Source organism: Pseudomonas sp. P20, from assembly GCF_016463925.1.
GTDB classification, from domain to species: Bacteria; Pseudomonadota; Gammaproteobacteria; order Pseudomonadales; family Pseudomonadaceae; genus Pseudomonas; species Pseudomonas aeruginosa.
On record NZ_JAEMVM010000010.1, the window covers coordinates 304,816 to 322,014 of the forward strand.

At 66.0% G+C, this 17,199-nt stretch carries 16 protein-coding genes; 9 read left to right on the top strand and 7 right to left on the bottom strand.

Annotation, left to right across the window (positions count from 1 at the left end):
• The first annotated feature begins 83 nt into the window (after positions 1-83).
• The 4 genes from hppD (at position 84) to arfB (ending at position 3,943) form a co-directional block, all read left to right on the top strand.
• Complete coding sequence (hppD, locus tag JHD77_RS15880) at positions 84-1,157, top strand: 4-hydroxyphenylpyruvate dioxygenase (RefSeq protein ID WP_003106569.1); 1,074 nt, start codon at positions 84-86, stop codon at positions 1,155-1,157.
• A gap of 297 nt (positions 1,158-1,454) precedes the next feature.
• Positions 1,455-2,873, top strand: a complete 1,419-nt coding sequence (locus JHD77_RS15885) for an amino acid permease (RefSeq protein ID WP_003159652.1) — start codon at positions 1,455-1,457, stop codon at positions 2,871-2,873.
• Between the two features lie 152 nt (positions 2,874-3,025).
• Positions 3,026-3,409 carry a lysozyme inhibitor gene (locus JHD77_RS15890; RefSeq protein WP_003085889.1) on the top strand — a complete coding sequence of 128 codons (384 nt, stop codon included), beginning with the start codon at positions 3,026-3,028 and terminating at the stop codon, positions 3,407-3,409.
• Positions 3,410-3,529: 120 nt separating this feature from the next.
• The gene (gene arfB / locus JHD77_RS15895) at positions 3,530-3,943 is read left to right on the top strand and encodes an alternative ribosome rescue aminoacyl-tRNA hydrolase ArfB (RefSeq protein WP_191519291.1); all 414 of its coding nucleotides are present in this window, start codon (positions 3,530-3,532) and stop codon (positions 3,941-3,943) included.
• A gap of 22 nt (positions 3,944-3,965) precedes the next feature.
• Here arfB and pbpG read toward each other — a convergent pair whose 3' ends face one another.
• From pbpG to phhA, 4 genes are all read right to left on the bottom strand, one after another.
• Positions 3,966-4,898 carry a D-alanyl-D-alanine endopeptidase gene (pbpG, locus tag JHD77_RS15900; RefSeq protein ID WP_003105974.1) on the bottom strand — a complete coding sequence of 311 codons (933 nt, stop codon included), beginning with the start codon at positions 4,896-4,898 and terminating at the stop codon, positions 3,966-3,968.
• 313 nt (positions 4,899-5,211) lie between these two features.
• A complete protein-coding gene (locus JHD77_RS15905; RefSeq protein ID WP_003114240.1) occupies positions 5,212-6,411 on the bottom strand; it encodes an amino acid aminotransferase in 1,200 nt (399 codons plus the stop codon).
• Positions 6,408-6,764: a 4a-hydroxytetrahydrobiopterin dehydratase gene (locus tag JHD77_RS15910; protein WP_003085898.1), complete on the bottom strand. Its 357-nt coding sequence runs from the start codon at positions 6,762-6,764 to the stop codon at positions 6,408-6,410. Before JHD77_RS15910 ends, JHD77_RS15905 begins: the two co-directional genes overlap by 4 nt.
• A gap of 104 nt (positions 6,765-6,868) precedes the next feature.
• Complete coding sequence (gene phhA, locus JHD77_RS15915) at positions 6,869-7,657, bottom strand: phenylalanine 4-monooxygenase (RefSeq protein ID WP_003105977.1); 789 nt, start codon at positions 7,655-7,657, stop codon at positions 6,869-6,871.
• Positions 7,658-7,940: 283 nt separating this feature from the next.
• Between phhA and JHD77_RS15920 the strand changes: the two genes are divergently transcribed.
• On the top strand, positions 7,941-9,500 hold the full coding sequence (locus tag JHD77_RS15920) for a sigma-54-dependent phenylalanine hydroxylase transcriptional regulator PhhR (RefSeq protein ID WP_003105980.1): 1,560 nt from the start codon (positions 7,941-7,943) through the stop codon (positions 9,498-9,500).
• A gap of 217 nt (positions 9,501-9,717) precedes the next feature.
• Here JHD77_RS15920 and JHD77_RS15925 read toward each other — a convergent pair whose 3' ends face one another.
• Entirely contained in the window at positions 9,718-9,984 is a 267-nt protein-coding gene (locus JHD77_RS15925; protein ID WP_003085904.1) for a DUF2790 domain-containing protein, read from the bottom strand.
• Positions 9,985-10,252: 268 nt separating this feature from the next.
• Positions 10,253-12,448, bottom strand: a complete 2,196-nt coding sequence (locus JHD77_RS15930; protein ID WP_074231462.1) for an FUSC family protein — start codon at positions 12,446-12,448, stop codon at positions 10,253-10,255.
• Between the two features lie 219 nt (positions 12,449-12,667).
• On the opposite strand from JHD77_RS15930, the gene JHD77_RS15935 reads away from it, so the two are divergent.
• Positions 12,668-13,612 carry a LysR family transcriptional regulator gene (locus JHD77_RS15935; RefSeq protein WP_003085907.1) on the top strand — a complete coding sequence of 315 codons (945 nt, stop codon included), beginning with the start codon at positions 12,668-12,670 and terminating at the stop codon, positions 13,610-13,612.
• Positions 13,613-13,745: 133 nt separating this feature from the next.
• Here the strand turns inward: JHD77_RS15935 and JHD77_RS15940 are convergent, their stop codons facing one another.
• Positions 13,746-14,642, bottom strand: a complete 897-nt coding sequence (locus JHD77_RS15940) for a LysR family transcriptional regulator (protein ID WP_003085908.1) — start codon at positions 14,640-14,642, stop codon at positions 13,746-13,748.
• 116 nt (positions 14,643-14,758) lie between these two features.
• On the opposite strand from JHD77_RS15940, the gene JHD77_RS15945 reads away from it, so the two are divergent.
• From JHD77_RS15945 to JHD77_RS15955, 3 genes are read left to right on the top strand one after another with little or no spacing between them, the layout of a single operon-like run.
• On the top strand, positions 14,759-15,586 hold the full coding sequence (locus tag JHD77_RS15945; RefSeq protein WP_003085910.1) for an FAS1-like dehydratase domain-containing protein: 828 nt from the start codon (positions 14,759-14,761) through the stop codon (positions 15,584-15,586).
• A gap of 45 nt (positions 15,587-15,631) precedes the next feature.
• The gene (locus JHD77_RS15950; protein WP_003085913.1) at positions 15,632-16,792 is read left to right on the top strand and encodes an acyl-CoA dehydrogenase family protein; all 1,161 of its coding nucleotides are present in this window, start codon (positions 15,632-15,634) and stop codon (positions 16,790-16,792) included.
• 14 nt (positions 16,793-16,806) lie between these two features.
• Complete coding sequence (locus JHD77_RS15955; protein ID WP_003085915.1) at positions 16,807-17,187, top strand: VOC family protein; 381 nt, start codon at positions 16,807-16,809, stop codon at positions 17,185-17,187.
• Positions 17,188-17,199 lie beyond the last annotated feature (12 nt).

A 17,199-nucleotide genomic window follows, 5' to 3' on the forward strand; every position in this document is an offset into this window, starting at 1 on the left:
CGGGGTGAGATGAAGGCATCTCCCATGTCGTCGGCCGCCTGGACCGGCGGCGGTCCATTCAACAAGAACAACGAGGAGGCCGGATGAACGCCGTGGCCAAGATCGAACAGCACAATCCCATCGGTACCGACGGATTCGAATTCGTCGAGTTCACCGCCCCCGACGCCAAGGGCATCGAGCAGCTGCGCCAGCTGTTCAACATGATGGGCTTCACCGAAACCGCCAAGCATCGTTCCAAGGAAGTCTTCCTGTTCCAGCAGAACGATATCAACATCGTGCTCAACGGCAGCCCGACCGGGCATGTCCATGAATTCGCCCTCAAGCACGGCCCGAGCGCCTGCGCCATGGCCTTCCGGGTGAAGAACGCTTCCCAGGCCGCCGCCTACGCCGAATCCCAGGGCGCCAAGCTGGTGGGCAGCCACGCCAACTTCGGCGAGCTGAACATCCCTTCCCTGGAAGGCATCGGCGGTTCGCTGCTGTATCTTGTCGACCGCTACGGCGACCGCAGCATCTATGACGTCGACTTCGAGTTCATCGAAGGCCGCAGCGCCAACGACAACTCGGTCGGCCTGACCTACATCGACCACCTGACCCACAACGTCAAGCGCGGCCAGATGGACGTCTGGTCCGGTTTCTACGAGCGCATCGCCAACTTCCGCGAGATTCGCTACTTCGACATCGAAGGCAAGCTCACCGGCCTGTTCTCCCGCGCCATGACCGCACCTTGCGGGAAGATCCGCATCCCGATCAACGAGTCGGCCGACGATACCTCGCAGATCGAGGAATTCATCCGCGAATACCATGGCGAAGGCATCCAGCACATCGCCCTGACCACCGATGACATCTATGCCACCGTGCGCAAGCTGCGCGACAACGGCGTGAAGTTCATGTCGACCCCGGACACCTACTACGAGAAGGTCGACACCCGCGTCGCCGGGCATGGCGAGCCGCTCGAGCAACTGCGCGAACTGAACCTGCTGATCGACGGCGCCCCGGGCGACGACGGCATCCTGCTGCAGATCTTCACCGACACGGTGATCGGCCCGATCTTCTTCGAGATCATCCAGCGCAAGGGCAACCAGGGCTTCGGCGAGGGCAATTTCAAGGCCCTGTTCGAGTCCATCGAGGAAGACCAGATTCGCCGCGGCGTGATCTGATCCCGCTGCCGCCAGCCTCTTCCGGGGCTGGCGGTTTTCCTTGCGCTCCGCGTTTCCGTTCCAGCGGCGCCGATCGCGCCAGCCTTGCCCGCACCGCCGAGCCACGAGCCTGGCGGCCCATTCACGTCACGTACAACAACAAACAGGTGACGCATGATCCGTGAGTCCTCCCTCCGCCCAGCCGACCGCCCGCCGCCACGCGCCCCGCATGGCGCCCGCCGTGCGCCTGCCGCCTGAGCCGCACGGCCCCGTTTCGCCTCCGACAACAATAAATTTCCACTTGCGTGAGATAATTCAATGGACGGCCAACATCCGCATTCGGGCGAGCTCAAGCGCGGCCTGAAGAATCGTCACATCCAGTTGATCGCCCTCGGCGGCGCCATCGGCACCGGCCTGTTCCTCGGCTCGGCCGGGGTGCTCAAGTCGGCGGGCCCGTCGATGATCCTCGGCTACGCCATCGCCGGCTTCATCGCTTTCATGATCATGCGCCAGCTCGGCGAGATGATCGTCGAGGAGCCGGTCGCCGGCTCCTTCAGCCACTTCGCGCACAAGTACTGGGGCGGCTTCGCCGGCTTCCTCTCCGGCTGGAACTGCTGGGTGCTGTACATCCTGGTCGGGATGTCGGAACTGACCGCGGTCGGCAAGTACATCCACTACTGGTGGCCGGAGGTGCCGACCTGGGCCACGGCGGCGTTGTTCTTCGTCGTCGTCAACGCGATCAACCTGGCCAACGTCAAGGCCTTCGGCGAAGCCGAGTTCTGGTTCGCGATCATCAAGGTGGTGGCGATCATCGGCATGATCCTGCTCGGCTGCTACCTGCTGTTCAGCGGCAGCGGCGGTCCGCAGGCTTCGGTGAGCAACCTCTGGGCACACGGCGGTTTCTTCCCCAACGGAGTGAGCGGACTGGTGATGGCCATGGCGATCATCATGTTCTCCTTCGGTGGCCTGGAAATGCTCGGCTTCACCGCGGCCGAGGCGGACAAGCCGAGGACGGTGATCCCGAAGGCGATCAACCAGGTGATCTATCGCATCCTGATCTTCTACATCGGCGCCCTGATCGTGCTGCTCTCGCTGACGCCCTGGGACAGCCTGCTGCAGACCCTCAACGCTTCCGGCGATGCCTACAGCGGCAGCCCGTTCGTGCAGATCTTCTCGATGATCGGCAGCGGCACCGCCGCGCACCTGCTGAACTTCGTGGTGCTCACCGCCGCACTGTCGGTGTACAACAGCGGCACCTATTGCAACGGCCGCATGCTTCTCGGCCTGGCCGAGCAGGGCGATGCCCCGCGCGCGCTGGCCAGGGTCGACAAGCGCGGCGTACCGGTACGCGCCCTGGTGGTATCGGCGCTGGTGACCTTCCTCGCGGTGGTGGTGAACTATGTGATCCCGCACCAGGCGCTGGAGCTGCTGATGTCGCTGGTGGTGGCGGCGCTGGTGATCAACTGGGCGATGATCAGCATGGCGCACCTGAAGTTCCGCGCGCAGATGGACCGCCAGGGCACCCGTACGCACTTCCGCGCGTTCTGGTATCCGTACGGCAACTACCTGTGCATGGCCTTCGTGGTGTTCATCCTCGGCGTCATGTTGCTGATCCCCGGCATCCAGGTCTCGGTCTATGCCATCCCGGTCTGGCTGCTGGTGATGTGGGCCTGCTATCGACTCAAGGGAGCCCCGCGGCCGATGCCGGGCCTGCGGGTGAAGCCGGTCACCGAGTGATCGATGGGGCGCCGGCGCGCAGAGGAGAGGGGAGCGCTCCTTTGCGTGTCCCGGCGGCCCACAAGACTTTTTCTAGGGGCGCCTGTCGTTGACGCGGCAGGTGCCGAATTCCTACAGTGGCAGCGCCATTTTTTCTCGTTAGAGGGATTTCCATGAAAAAAGCGCTCTGGCTGCTTCTGGCTGCCGTTCCCGTGGTCCTGGTCGCCTGCGGCGGCAGCGACGACGACAAGCAGACCGCCCAGGTCGATTACCTGGCCCTGCCGGGGGATGCCAAGCTGGATACCCGCAGCGTCGACTACAAGTGCGAGAACGGTCGCAAGTTCACCGTGCAGTACCTGAACAAGGGCGACAACAGCCTCGCCGTGGTGCCGGTCAGCGACAACTCGACGCTGGTCTTCAGCAATGTGATTTCCGCCTCCGGCGCCAAGTACGCCGCCGGCCAGTACATCTGGTGGACCAAGGGCGAGGAAGCCACCCTCTACGGCGACTGGAAGGGCGGCGAGCCCACCGACGGGGTCGCCTGCAAGGAGCGTTGAGTTCGACCTGGCGCCTTAGCCGAAATGAAGGAACCCGGCCGCGGCCGGGTTTCTTTTGGCCTGCTTCTCCGCTCGGCAAAGGGGTTATGCTGGCAGCCCGTTGGTCCACCGTGCCGCCCCATGCTGATCATCTCCAATGCCGTCCACCTGCCCGACCATGAGATCGAGCTGAATGCCATTCGCGCCCAGGGCGCCGGCGGGCAGAACGTCAACAAGGTCTCCAGCGCGGTGCACCTGCGCTTCGACATCCAGGCCTCGTCGTTGCCGCCGTTCTACAAGGAGCGTCTGCTGGCACTGAACGACCAGCGCATCAGCGGCGACGGCGTGGTGGTGATCAAGGCCCAGCAGTACCGGACCCAGGAGCAGAACCGCGAGGATGCCCTGGAGCGCCTGGCGGAGTTGATCCGCAGCGTGGCCAAGGTGCAGAAGGCGCGCCGCCCGACCAACCCTACGCGCGGCTCGCAGAAGCGCCGGCTGGACGGCAAGGCCAAGCGCGGCGCGGTGAAGGCCGGGCGCGGCAAGGTGGATTTCTGAGCCGGCCGGTCTTCGCGACGGATCAGCGTACGGCCTGGGCCACCGGCTGGCCGAGGCCGCGCTCGCGGTCGCGTTGCAGGCGATAGGCCTTGGCCGCGGCCGGGATCGCAGTGACCTGGCCGGTTTCCAGCCAGCGTCGCAGGCGCGTGGCGTCGGCGAAGTGGGTGTACTTGCCGAAGGCGTCCAGCACCACCAGATTGACCGGATTGCGGTTGATCGTGGTACGCATCACCAGGCAGTGGCCTGCTTCGTTGGTGAAGCCGGTCTTGGTCAACTGGATGTTCCAGGTCTTGTTGTTGATCAGGTGGTTGGTGTTGCGGAAGCCCAGGGTGTAGTTGGGGTGGCGGAAGGCCACGGTCTTCTCCGGAGTGGTGCTCCACTGACTGAGCAGCGGATATTGCCGGCTGGCCACCAGCAGGCGGGTGAGGTCGCGAGCGGTGGAGACGTTGTGCAGCGACAGCCCGGTCGGCTCGACGTAGCGGGTGTTCTTCATTCCCAGGGCGTGAGCCTTGGCGTTCATCGCCTTGACGAAGGCGTTCTTGCCGCCCGGATAGTTCTGCGCGAGGCTGGCGGCGGCGCGGTTCTCCGAGGACATCAGGGCGAGCAGGAGCATGTCCCGGCGGCTGATCTGGCTGCCGACCCGCACCCGGGAAAACACCCCGCGCATTTCGCTGGTCTCGCTGATGGCGATCGGCAGTACCTCGTCCAGCGGCAGTTTCGAGTCGAGCACGACCATGGCGGTCATCAGCTTGGTGATCGAGGCGATCGGCACCACCAGGTCGGGGTTGCGCGAGTAGAGCACCTTGCCGGTGTTCTGGTCGGTAACCAGCGCGCTGCCCGACGCCAGCTCCTGTTGCAGCGGCAGCCCGGCCTTGGGCGGCGGGGAGGCGGATACCGCGGTGGCAACGCTGAGGGACAGGAACAGGGTGACCAGTGACAGGAGACGGTTTCTCACGTGCGTTGCTCACTAAGACGAGAAAGTGGGGGCCGTGGGGCGCAGTGTGAACTGGTGCCCATAATTGAGCATTTTATGCTCTTTTGTAGGAAAAGCACGTAGGGCTTTGAAAGTGCTGACTTATGGTTGGCCCGGTTCAGAGAGGTTCGGCGGATAACGCCTGTGGCGTTATTCGCCCTACGCCCACAAGGTCGTGGTGCGGTAGGGCGAATAACCGCAACGCGGTTATCCGCCGCCTCGGCGGGAGTGTGCGGCATTCGCTGGGGCGAAAAAAAGCCGGCCATCACAGCCGGCTCAGGGTAACCGTGAGGGTTCAGTCCGCGCAGACCTGGGCGATGGCTTGCGCCAGGCGGTCGAGGCGGCGCGCGTCGAGACCGGCGACGTTGGCCCGGCCGCTGGAGACCAGGTAAACGGCGTGCTCGTCGCGCAGCCGAGCGACCTGCTGCGGGCTCAGTCCGGTATAGGAAAACATCCCGCGTTGCGCGCCGACATGGGCGAAGCGCTCGGCCAGGCCGTGCGGCGCCAGGGCTTCGACCAGGCCGATGCGCAGGCTGGCGATGCGCGAGCGCATGCCTTCGACCTCTTCCTGCCAGAGTCCCTTCAACTCGCTGTCGCCGAGGATCGCCGCGACCACCTCGGCACCATGCGCCGGCGGGGTCGACCAGAGGTTGCGGGCGAGGAAGGCCAGTTGGCTACGCAGGTCGGTGAGCTTCTCGGCGTTCTGCGCGCAGACGATCAGCGCACCGACGCGGTCGCGGTACAGGCCGAAGTTCTTCGAGCAGGAACTGGTGACCAGCACCTCCGGCAGTTCGCCGGCGAACAGGCGTACCGCCCAGGCGTCTTCCTCGAGACCGTCGCCGAAGCCCTGGTAGGCGAAGTCGATCAGCGGCAGCAGCTCGCGGCGACGCACCACGTCGAGCACCCTGCGCCAGTCGTCGTGGCTCAGGTCGAAACCGGTCGGGTTGTGGCAGCAGGCATGCAGCAGCACCACGTCTCCCTGGGGAATGCGCTCCAGGCCAGCAAGCATCGCCTCGACATCCAGGCGGTTGTCGGCGCTGACGTAGGGGTAGTGGGAAACCTTCAGGCCGGCGGCGGCGAACAGGGTCTCGTGGATCGGCCAGGTCGGGTCGCTCAGCCAGATGCCGCGGCCGGGCAGGCAATGGGCGATGAAGTCGCCGGCCAGGCGCAAGGCGCCGGTGCCGCCGGGCGTCTGGGTGGCGTCGGCGCGTTGCTCCAGCAACAGCGGCGAGGCGGCGCCGAGCGCCAGTTCCGCCAGGCGCGCGGCGAACAGCGCATCGCCGTGGCCGCCGACGTAGCTCTTGGTGGTTTCCTGCTCGACCAGGCGCTGCTCGGCGAGTTTCACCGAGCGCAGGATCGGGGTCAGGCCCTGGGCATCCTTGTAGACACCGACGCCGAGGTCCAGCTTGTCCGCGCGCGGATCGTTGCGGTAGGCGTCGAGCAGGCCCAGGATCGGGTCGCCCGGTACGCGGGCGACCTTGGCGAAATGACTCATTTGCGCCCCTCGGCGGTTTTCGCTACCTCGTCGGTGCGCGCCGCCATGATGAAATCGTTGCGGTGCAGGCCCTTGATCGAGTGGCTCCACCAGGTCACGGTGACTTTGCCCCACTCGGTCAGCAGGCCCGGATGGTGGCCTTCGGCCTCGGATATCTCGCCGACGGCATTGGTGAAGGCCAGGGCATGCTTGAAGTTCTTGAACAGGTAGACCTTCTCCAGTTGCATGATGCCGTCGCGGACTTCGATGTTCCAATCCGGGATCTGCCGCAGCAGCACGGGCAGTTCTTCGTCGCTGACGTGCGGGGCGTCGGCGCGGCAGGCTTCGCAATGGGCTTGGGTGAGTGCGGTCATGGTGGGAGTCCTTGGTTGTCGCATGTGGGAGCGGCGGACGGGCCGTGCCCGTCCACCATAGTACAAGGCCGCCGCGGGGTCAGCCGCGGCGGCGGCGTTTCTCGTCAGGCCGCCTGCTTGGGCGGGAACAGCGGCGCGTGCAGGCCCAGGCGCATGGCCTCGTGGACCAGCGCCATGATGTCTTCCTGGGCCAGTTGGAACAGGCGCTTGAGGTCGGGCAGGACGAAATAGAGCGGTTGCAGGATGTCGATGCGGTAGGGCGTGCGCATCGCCTCCAGCGGATTGAAGGCCTGGTGCAGCGGCTCGTCGGAGAGGCTGTAGACGGTCTCCTTCGGCGAGGAGAGGATGCCGCCGCCGTAGATGCGCTTGCCCTGGTCGGTCTCGACCAGGCCGAACTCGATGGTCATCCAGTACAGGCGGGCGAGGAACACGCGTTCCTCCTTGCTCGCCTTGAGGCCGAGCTTGCCGTAGGTATGGGTGAACTCGGCGAACCAGGGGTTGGTCAGCAGTGGGCAGTGGCCGAAGATCTCGTGGAAGATGTCCGGCTCCTGCAGGTAGTCCAGTTCTTCCGGGGTGCGGATGAAGGTGGCGACGGGGAATTGCTGGCTGGCCAGCAGTTCGAAGAAGGTCTGGAACGGAATCAGCGCCGGAACCCGCGCCACGCGCCAGCCGGTGGTGGCCTGGAGAACCCTGTTGATCTCGTCGAGCTGGGGGATCCGGTCGTGGGGCAGGCCGAGCTGTTCGATGCCGTCGAGGTATTCCTGACAGGCGCGGCCTTCGATCACCTTCAGTTGCCGGGTGATCAGGGTATTCCAGACCTGGTGCTCGGTTTCCGGATAGTGGATGAAACCGTTGTCGTCGGGCTGGCGGGCCACGTACTGCGTCGTTTTCATACGGACTCCATGAGCGGCTTGTGGCCGCGGGGTCTTTGTTGTTGTCGTTGCCTTATCGATACCGCGTCGGGACGGTCCGTGCAGCCCCGGATAGGGACCGGGCAACGGGGAGGAATCGGCGTTTTCGTAAAGTTTTCCTTACGAATTGGCCTGGGTCGCCTGTTCATTGGGTCAGGCATTGTTGCTGGTGAGTCTAACTGTCACATATTCTTGACGGAAATTTCCGGCCGGGAGTTAAAAAACCGGCCGCGAGCCCATCAGAACGACAACACCGGGCCACGCCATGCGTATCAAAGTGCACTGCCAGAACCGCGTAGGCATCCTCCGCGACATCCTCAACCTGCTGGTCGACTACGGCATCAACGTCAATCGCGGCGAAGTCGGCGGCGACCAGGGCAACGCCATCTACCTGCTCTGTCCGAACATGATCAACCTCCAGTTGCAGTCGTTGCGGCCCAAGCTGGAGGCGGTGCCGGGGGTCTTCGGGGTCAAGCGCGTCGGCCTGATGCCCAGCGAGCGCCGGCACCTGGAACTCAACGCGCTGCTCGCCGCCCTGGACTTCCCGGTGCTCTCGGTGGACATGGGCGGGCAGATCGTCGCCGCCAACCGTGCCGCCGCGCAGTTGCTCGGCGTGCGCGTCGACGAGGTGCCGGGGATTCCGCTGTCGCGCTATGTGGAGGACCTCGACCTGCCCGAACTGGTGCGCGCCAACAAGGCGCGGATCAACGGGCTGCGGGTGAAGGTGAAGGGCGACGTGTTCCTCGCCGACATCGCGCCGCTGCAATCCGAGCACGACGAGAGCGAGGCGCTGGCTGGAGCGGTGCTGACCCTGCATCGCGCGGATCGCGTCGGCGAGCGCATCTACCATGTGCGCAAGCAGGAGCTGCGTGGCTTCGACAGTATCTTCCAGAGTTCGCGGGTAATGGCCGCGGTGGTCCGCGAGGCGCGGCGCATGGCGCCGCTGGACGCGCCGCTGCTGATCGAGGGCGAGACCGGCACCGGCAAGGAGCTGCTGGCGCGCGCCTGCCACCTGGCCAGCCCGCGCGGGCAGTCGCCGTTCATGGCGTTGAACTGCGCCGGCCTGCCGGAATCCATGGCCGAGACCGAGCTGTTCGGCTATGGTCCGGGAGCCTTCGAGGGCGCCCGCCCGGAGGGCAAGCTCGGCCTGCTGGAGCTTACCGCCGGCGGCACGCTGTTCCTCGACGGCGTCGGCGAGATGAGCCCGCGCCTGCAGGCCAAGCTGTTGCGCTTCCTGCAGGACGGCTGTTTCCGCCGGGTCGGCAGCGACGAGGAGGTGTACCTGGACGTGCGGGTGATCTGCGCCACCCAGGTAGACCTGTCCGAACTCTGCGCCAAGGGCGAATTCCGCCAGGACCTCTATCACCGTCTCAATGTGCTCTCGCTGCACATCCCGCCGCTGCGCGAGTGCCTGGATGGCCTGGCGCCGCTCGCCGAGCATTTCCTCGACCAGGCCAGCCGGCAGATCGGCTGCGGCCTGCCGAAGCTTTCCGCGCAGGCGCTGGAACGTCTCGAACGCTACCACTGGCCGGGCAACGTGCGGCAATTGGAAAACGTGCTGTTCCAGGCGGTTTCGCTGTGCGAAGGGGGAACGGTCAAGGCCGAGCACATCCGCCTGCCGGACTACGGCGCGCCGCAGCCGCTGGGGGATTTTTCCCTGGAAGGAGACCTCGACGCCATCGTCGGGCGCTTCGAGAAGGCGGTGCTGGAGCGCCTGTTCCGCGAACATCCGAGCAGCCGCCAGTTGGGCAAGCGCCTCGGCGTTTCGCATACCACGGCGGCGAACAAGCTGCGCCAGCATGGCGTGGGGCAAGGCGAGGGCTGAGCGGCATGCTTGCCGGTTTGTTGCAGGCTGGGAAAGAAACGGTGGAGGCGTCGGCCCTTGTGAAAGGGCGGCAGCACGATGAGGCGTGGGGAGGACGGCCAGGATGTTCGCCGAGAGGCGGGATTGTCGCCGCCGAGTACACAATGATCGCGCCGGATGGGCGAGCTGCCCCTCGTGGCGCGATCCTTCGGAGGTCGACCCGGAGGTCGAGCAGAGTTTAGCCGCCAGTGCAGCCGTTGCCCCAGACCTGATATTCGACGGTATGTTTCTGGCCGTTCGAATCTTCGTAGGTCATGCGTGCGGGAACGATGCCGCAGGCATTGGAAGTGTCGGTTGAAGATATAACGCGAGCCACATCCAGTTGCATGCCATAGGCATATTCTTCAACAGCGTTTTCCTGCTGGCTGGCAGGTTGATCCTGGGCGCCAGCCGCCATCACCAGCGGCGAGCAGGCGAACAGGGCCATCAGGGCGAAAGCCTTCATTACTATTTACCTGAGTAGTTTCTGAGTGGGTACGATCTGCCGTCGGAAGACAGGCGGACAGGTCACCGGGGCAACTCGATAAACAAGGCTGGGTAAGTAAGTCTGCAATCAAGTTGCGGAGTCGAAGTTCAACGGGAGTTAACTTCGGCTGTTGGGTTTATTGTAAGTTGGGATAGGCTGCGACATATAGACTCAGTCAAGACAAGAACCTTGTACGGATCGGTAACAATATCCCTGTGGCCTTCTGCGCCGCGGCTTTGCGACCGGCTCACGGGTTTCTTTCCTGGCCCAGGGGCGATTGCGGGTCGAGCAGGGCGCTGCGAATGAAGTGCAGGTAGCTGAGCACCCGTCGCAGCGGCGAGGTATCGAACTGCGGTGCGCGCGGCTCCGGCGCCGCCCGTACCGCCATGATCGCCTGGTTCACCGCGTGCAGGGCGCGCTGGCGGTTGCTCGGCCCGGGTTGCAGGAACAGCCGGATCAGCGCCCGGCCCATCAGGCGGATCGCCCGGCGCCAGGCGGTGCGTTCGGCGTAGCAGGGCTCCTGGGGCAGGCGTTGCTGTTCGAGGCGCAGCTCGATGATCGCCTGGCCGACCTCCAGCACCAGGAACATCCAGCCCAGCAACCGGCGTTGCACGTCCGGGCGGCCGGCGGAGAAGGTGTAGGCCTGGTTCAGCAGGTCGCGGGTGCCGCTTTCGAAACCGGAGACCAGGCCCTTGCTCTTGCCGCTGATGGCGAACACCACCCGCTCGCGCAGGTCGTGCTCCAGGCGCTTCCACATCCACGGCCGGTTCGGCGGCAGGATCACCATGGCGGCGACCGTGGCGAGGACCATCGACAAGAGTAGTGCCAGGTATTCGTTGAAGAAGGCCAGGGCGTCGTAGCGCGCCATGTTGGCCGGCAGCGAGGCGAAGCAGAACCACACCAGTAGGCCGACGCCGTAGCCGTTCCACTGCGGCCGCCAGAGCAGCAGGGCGCCGACCGCGAAGACCGGCAGCAGGCAGCAGAGCAGCATCGGGAAACCGTCCACGTGGGGTAGCAGGTAGAGCAGCACGAACAGCCCGGTGCAGGCCCCGGCGAGGGTCCCGAGGGTGAGTTGCAGCGACAACCGGCCGGGATTCGGCGAGGTCGAGGAGAGCGCCGAGATCAGTACCGCGGTGAGGGCGAAGGTGCCGCCGTGGGGCCAGGAGGTCTGGATCCAGAACGTGCCGAGCAGGCCGATCATCAGCGCGCTGCGCGCTCCGGCGACCAGCGCGGCGACCGGGTTGGCGCGGGCGACGAAGCTTTCCTTCCATTGCTCGCGGGTATGGTGGTGTTCGGCCAGGGAAGCGTGGGTCAGGGCGTAGTTGTGCAGGTCGTCGGTGAAACGGAAGGCCAGTTCGGCAGCGGTGTTGAAATCCAGCAGATCGTTCTCGCCGGGGCGCTGCTCCACCAGGCGCTGGCGGGCCTGGCGGATGTTCTGCATCAGTTCCGGCTTGTAGGCCTCGATGCGTTCGGCCAGGCGCGCGGCGTCGGCGTCGGTGGGCGTCCGTTCGCGAATCGGCGCGAGCAGCCCGGCAAGCTCCGCCAGGCAGGGCGCCAGGACCTCCAGGACATTCTGCGCCCCGCGCCCGCGCAGGCGTTCGAGCAGGCGGTGGAGGCCGTGGAAGCGACTGGTCATGACCATGAATTCGTTGTTCAGGCGAATCAGCCGGCCGCTGCGCAGGCGCATGTGCGGATCTTCGAAAGTAGTGGCGCTGCGCAGGTTTTCCAGGCCCACGGACTGGGCGACGAAGCGCGCGCTGAGCTCGCCGAAGCGCTCGCCGTCGAGGCTGCCCTGCAGGCCTTCGGCGGCGAACCCGGCGAAGTCGCGGAAGCGCCCGTAGAGTGTGTTGCGCAGGGCGGCGCCGCTGGTCTGCGGCAGGAAGATGGCGCTGACGGTACCGGTGCAGAGGATGCCCAGGGATATTTCCAGGACCCGCCACAGCGCCGCCATGAAGGCGCCTTCCGGGTGCGCGGTGGCTGGAATCCCGATCATGGTCGCGGTGTAGCCGGCGAGTACGCAGGCGTAGCCGCGGAAATCGCGGTAGCGCGCGGCGCCGGCGGTGCACAGGCCGACCCAGAGCGCCAGGCAGGCGAGGAACAGCACGCGCTCCTGGGCGAACAGGGCGATCAGAGTGACCATCACGCTGAGGCCGATCAGGGTTCCGACGATGCGGTAGAAGCTCTTGGCCAGGACCTGCCCGCTCTGCGTCTGCATGACGATGAAGACCGTCACCAGCACCGTGCTCGGCTGCGGCAGTTCCAGGCGATAGGCCAGCCACAGGGCGAGGCTGGCGGTGAGCAGGGCCTTGAACACGAAGACCCAGGCGACGCCGTCGCTACGCGCCCATTCGAGCAGGGCGCGGCGCAATTCGTCGGGGCTGGGAAAGAACGCGAGGGGAGCCGGTGGAACCAGGGGGAGACCTTTCCGGGTGGCGCGGGGCACTGCTGCGAATCCTGAACGACGGCGAGGGGAGGCCGAAACGGCTGGGAATTCTAGGAGCGCCCGCGCTTGCGGATAAGAGATCGGATAGGTGAAAAATTTTTGTCACAAAAGGCAATAATAGGTGGGTTGACTCGTGACAGAATCTGCGCCGCCTTGGGGTGTCCTCCGGGTTGCGTGGAAAAGAGACGCGCCATAAGCGTCAGAGCCTAGAGGGCCGTGATGGATATCCTGTTCAATATGCGCGCGTTCGTCAGCGTCGCGGAGACCGGCAGTTTCACTGCCGCCGCCCAGCGCCTGGACCTGACGACCGCCTATGTCTCCCGTGCGGTGGCCAAGCTGGAGGCCCACCTGCAGACCCGCCTGCTGCATCGCACCACCCGGCGCATCGCGCTGACCGAAGCCGGGCAGCGCTACCTGATGCGCGCCCAGCAGATACTCGCCTACATCGAGGAGGCCGAGGCCGAGGCGGGCGACGCCCATGCGCGGCCGTCGGGCACGCTGAAGGTCCACGCGATGACCGGCATCGGCCAGCACTACCTGATCAAGGCCATCTCGCAATATTGCGAGACCTACCCGGAGGTTGGCTTCGACCTGACCCTGGCCAACCGGATCACCGACATTCTCGACGAGGGCTACGACATTTCCGTGGTGATCGCCCCCGAGCTGCCGGACTCCGGTTTCGTCTCCAAGTGCATCGGCCAGACCTACAGCATCCTCTGCGCCTCGCCGGGCTACATTGCCGCGCACGGCTTCCCCAAGCTGCCGGCGGAGCTGTCCGCGCACCGTTGCCTGCGCCTGGTGAACTCGGTGATGTCGCTGGACCGCTGGCTGTTTGACGGGCCCGACGGCCAGGAACTGGCCTGCATCAACCAGACGCATTTCCAGGTCAACACCGCCGACGCCATGACCGAGGCGGTGGTCTCCGGCATGGGTATCGGTGCGCTGCCGGTGTACGCGGCGGTCAACGGCCTGAAGGACGGCAGCCTGGTGCGGGTGTTGCCGCGCTATAGCCTGTTCCATCTCAACGTCTACGCCCTCTACCCCTCGCGGCAGTACCTGGATGCGAAGATCCGCACCTGGGTCGAGTTCCTCCGCGAGCACATGCCGGCGATGCTCGCCGCGGACGAGCGCAGCCTGGCGGAGAGCGGTGGGTTGGCGAACTGAGCGGGAGTGGTGGGCGGCGCCCTTCGCGACGATCGCACCCCGGCTTGTCGGGAGTCGTAGGGCGGATAACCGCCTGGCGGTTGTCCGCCGATTCTCCGGAGCCCCGCGGACAACGCCAGGGGCGTTATCCGCCCTACAGGCTGTCTCCCACCCTCTGCAACTCCTCGATCAACGCCCGCAGGCAACTCGGTAGTGCTTCCAGGTCGCGTACCAGCAGGCTGCGCTCGCGGATCGCCCAGGGCTCGTCGAGTTCGATGGTCGCCAGCTTCATCGTCCGGCTGTGGCGGCGCGCGGCGGACTGCGGGATCACGCCGATGCCGACGCCGCCCTCGATCATCCGGCAGATCGCCTCGAAGCTGGAGACCTGGATGCGCAGCGATAGCTGCTCGCCCATCTGCTCCACCCGTTCGTACAGGAAGGCGTGCAGGGTGGTGCCCTCGGGCAGGCCGATATGCTGGAACTGCAGGGTGTCGCGCAGGCGTACCCTGGCCTGTCCGGCCAGCGGATGGCCCTGGGGCACCGCCATCACCAGGCGGTCGGTGCTGAAATGCAGGACCTGCAGGCCACTGGCCGCCACCGGCCCGGCGATGATGCCGAGGTCGGTGGAGCCGTCCAGCACGCCGCGGACAATGTCGCGGCTGAGGCGTTCCTGCAGGTCGACGGTGACCCCGGGACGAGCGGCGAGGAAGCCGGCGAGGATTTCCGGAAGGAATTCGGTGACCGCGGTGGTATTGGCGAAGATGCGGATATGCCCGGCGGCGTCGCTGCCGTACTCGGTGAACTCGCTCTTCAGGTATTCCACCTGGCGCATGATCAGCCGCGCGTGCTGTAGCAGGCGCTGGCCCGCCGGGGTCAGTTCGACGCCGCGGCTGTCGCGATACAGCAGGCGGCTGCCAAGCTGGCCTTCGAGCGCCTTGACCCGCGCGCTGGCGGCGGCCGGGGAAAGGAAGGCGCGGCGCGCGCCCTGGGTCAGGCTGGGCGACTCGGCGATATGGATGAACAGGCGCAGGTCGGCGAGATCGAAATGCATGGGCACTCCATGGCGTTCGGCAAATCCGAACGCGCCATTGCGTAATTGCAAATTCTCAAAACGCTAGCATCCTATCATTCTCCTCCCATCACCCCCTAGGTCATGGGAAGCCACGCATGAGTGAGTCCGCTTTCGCCCCCTGGATCGGTCGCCAGGAAGAAACCCACGATCAATTGAGCCGCAACCTGGTCAAGCGCATCGCCGCCACCTTCGGCGAGCCGACCCCGGCCCACGGCGAAGCGCTGCCGCCGCTCTGGCACTGGGCGTTCTTCCAGGACCCGGTGGAGGCCGCCGGCCTCGGCGTCGACGGCCACCCGGCGCGCGGCGGTTTCCTGCCGCCGGCGGACGATCGCAACCGCATGTGGGCCGGCGGGCGCCTGGAGTTCCACCAGCCGCTGCGGGTCGGCGGCGAGGCCAGCCGCACCTCGACCATCCTCCGGGTCGAGGAGAAGCACGGTCGCAGCGGCGCGCTGCTGTTCGTCACCCTGCGCCACGACTACCGCCAGGACGGCCAACTGGCGCTGAGCGAAGAGCACGACATCGTCTACCGCGAACCGACCCCGCCCAAGCTCGGCGGTACCGAGGCCTTGCCCGAGGGCGACTGGCGCGAGGCGCTGGAGCCCGATCCGGTGTTGCTGTTCCGCTACTCGGCGGTGACTTTCAACGGCCACCGCATTCACTACGACTGGCCCTATGTCACCGATGCCGAAGGCTATCCGGGCCTGGTGGTGCACGGTCCGCTGATCGCCACCCTGGCCCTGCGCGCGTTCTGCCGGGCCAATCCGCAGGCGCGCCTGCGTCGCTTCGCCTATCGCGGCCTGCGCCCGCTGATCTGTCCCGAGCCGTTCGAGGTCGGCGGCCGCCTGCTCGCTGCCGGCAAGGCCGAGGTATGGGTCGGCAATGGCGCCGGCCTGGCCCAGCGCGGCGACGTGGAATTCGACTGAAAGGGCCCCAGCGCCCATCCAACGACAAGAATCGAGGAGTCACCGATGAATCCGAACAGCGAAGAGCTGAACGCGATCCGCGAGGGCGTACGTGCCCTCTGCGCCGAATTCGACGCCGCCTACTGGCGCCGCATCGATGAGCAGCGCGGTTTTCCCGAGGCCTTCGTCAAGGCCCTGACCGACGCCGGCTGGCTCTCGGCGATGATCCCGGAGGAGTACGGCGGTTCCGGTCTGGGCCTGGCCGAGGCCTCGGTGATCCTGGAGGAAGTCAACCGCTGCGGCGGCAACTCCGGCACCGTGCACGGGCAGATGTACAACATGTTCACGTTGCTGCGTAACGGCAGCGAGGCGCAGAAGCGCTTCTACCTGCCGAAGCTGGCCAGCGGCGAGCTGCGCCTGCAGTCGATGGGGGTGACCGAGCCGACCACCGGCACCGATACCACCAAGATCAAGACCACCGCCGTGCGCAAGGGCGACCGCTATGTGATCAACGGGCAGAAGGTGTGGATCTCGCGGATCCAGCACTCCGACCTGATGATCCTGCTGGCGCGCACCACGCCGCTGGCCGAGGTGAAGCGCAAGTCCGAAGGCATGTCGATCTTCCTCGTCGACCTGCGCGAGGCCATCGGCAAGGGCCTGACCGTGCAGCCGATCGCCAACATGGTCAACCACGAGACCAACGAGCTGTTCTTCGACAACCTGGAGATCCCCGCCGATAGCCTGATCGGCGAGGAAGGCAAGGGCTTCCGCTACATCCTCGACGGCCTCAATGCCGAGCGCACCCTGATCGCCGCCGAATGCATCGGCGACGGCCGCTGGTTCATCGACAAGGCCAGCCACTATGCCCGCGACCGCGTGGTCTTCGGCCGGCCGATAGGGCAGAACCAGGGCGTGCAGTTCCCCATCGCCGAGGCGCACATCGAAGTGGAGGCCGCCGACCTGATGCGCTGGCGCGCCTGCCAGGAGTACGACGCCGGGCTCAACGCCGGGGCCAGCGCGAACATGGCCAAGTACCTGGCGGCGAAAGCTTCCTGGGAGGCGGCCAACGCCTGCCTGCAGACCCACGGCGGCTTCGGCTTCGCCTGCGAGTACGACGTCGAGCGCAAGTTCCGCGAGACCCGCCTGTACCAGGTGGCGCCGATCTCCACCAACCTGATCCTGTCCTACGTGGCCGAGCACCTGCTCGAACTGCCGCGCTCGTTCTGAAGCGGGAGCCGCCCATGCAGATCGACCGTCTCGACCACCTGGTGCTCACCGTCCGCGACATCGACGCCAGCATCGATTTCTACACACGCGTGCTGGGCATGCGCGCCGTTACCTTCGGCGCGGGTCGCAAGGCCCTCGCCTTCGGTGCGCAGAAGATCAACCTGCACCAGGCCGGGGGCGAATTCGAACCCAAGGCCGAGCGACCTACGCCAGGGTCCGCCGACCTCTGTTTCATCGTCGCCACGCCACTCGAGGCGGTGGCCGAGCAACTGCGCCAGCAGGCCGTGGAAATCCTCGAGGGCCCGGTGCAGCGCACCGGCGCCGGCGGGCCGATCCTCTCGCTGTACCTGCGCGACCCCGACCTGAACCTGATCGAACTGAGCAACCCGCTGTAGGCCGCGTGCCTC

Coding starts and splice junctions, on each gene's coding strand:
- hppD (WP_003106569.1), top strand. CDS start 84: ATGAACGCCGTGGCCAAGATCGAACAGCACAATCCCATCGGTACCGAC.
- JHD77_RS15885 (WP_003159652.1), top strand. CDS start 1,455: ATGGACGGCCAACATCCGCATTCGGGCGAGCTCAAGCGCGGCCTGAAG.
- JHD77_RS15890 (WP_003085889.1), top strand. CDS start 3,026: ATGAAAAAAGCGCTCTGGCTGCTTCTGGCTGCCGTTCCCGTGGTCCTG.
- arfB (WP_191519291.1), top strand. CDS start 3,530: ATGCTGATCATCTCCAATGCCGTCCACCTGCCCGACCATGAGATCGAG.
- JHD77_RS15905 (WP_003114240.1), bottom strand. CDS start 6,411: ATGAGTCATTTCGCCAAGGTCGCCCGCGTACCGGGCGACCCGATCCTG.
- JHD77_RS15910 (WP_003085898.1), bottom strand. CDS start 6,764: ATGACCGCACTCACCCAAGCCCATTGCGAAGCCTGCCGCGCCGACGCC.
- phhA (WP_003105977.1), bottom strand. CDS start 7,657: ATGAAAACGACGCAGTACGTGGCCCGCCAGCCCGACGACAACGGTTTC.
- JHD77_RS15920 (WP_003105980.1), top strand. CDS start 7,941: ATGCGTATCAAAGTGCACTGCCAGAACCGCGTAGGCATCCTCCGCGAC.
- JHD77_RS15925 (WP_003085904.1), bottom strand. CDS start 9,984: ATGAAGGCTTTCGCCCTGATGGCCCTGTTCGCCTGCTCGCCGCTGGTG.
- JHD77_RS15935 (WP_003085907.1), top strand. CDS start 12,668: ATGGATATCCTGTTCAATATGCGCGCGTTCGTCAGCGTCGCGGAGACC.
- JHD77_RS15940 (WP_003085908.1), bottom strand. CDS start 14,642: ATGCATTTCGATCTCGCCGACCTGCGCCTGTTCATCCATATCGCCGAG.
- JHD77_RS15945 (WP_003085910.1), top strand. CDS start 14,759: ATGAGTGAGTCCGCTTTCGCCCCCTGGATCGGTCGCCAGGAAGAAACC.
- JHD77_RS15950 (WP_003085913.1), top strand. CDS start 15,632: ATGAATCCGAACAGCGAAGAGCTGAACGCGATCCGCGAGGGCGTACGT.
- JHD77_RS15955 (WP_003085915.1), top strand. CDS start 16,807: ATGCAGATCGACCGTCTCGACCACCTGGTGCTCACCGTCCGCGACATC.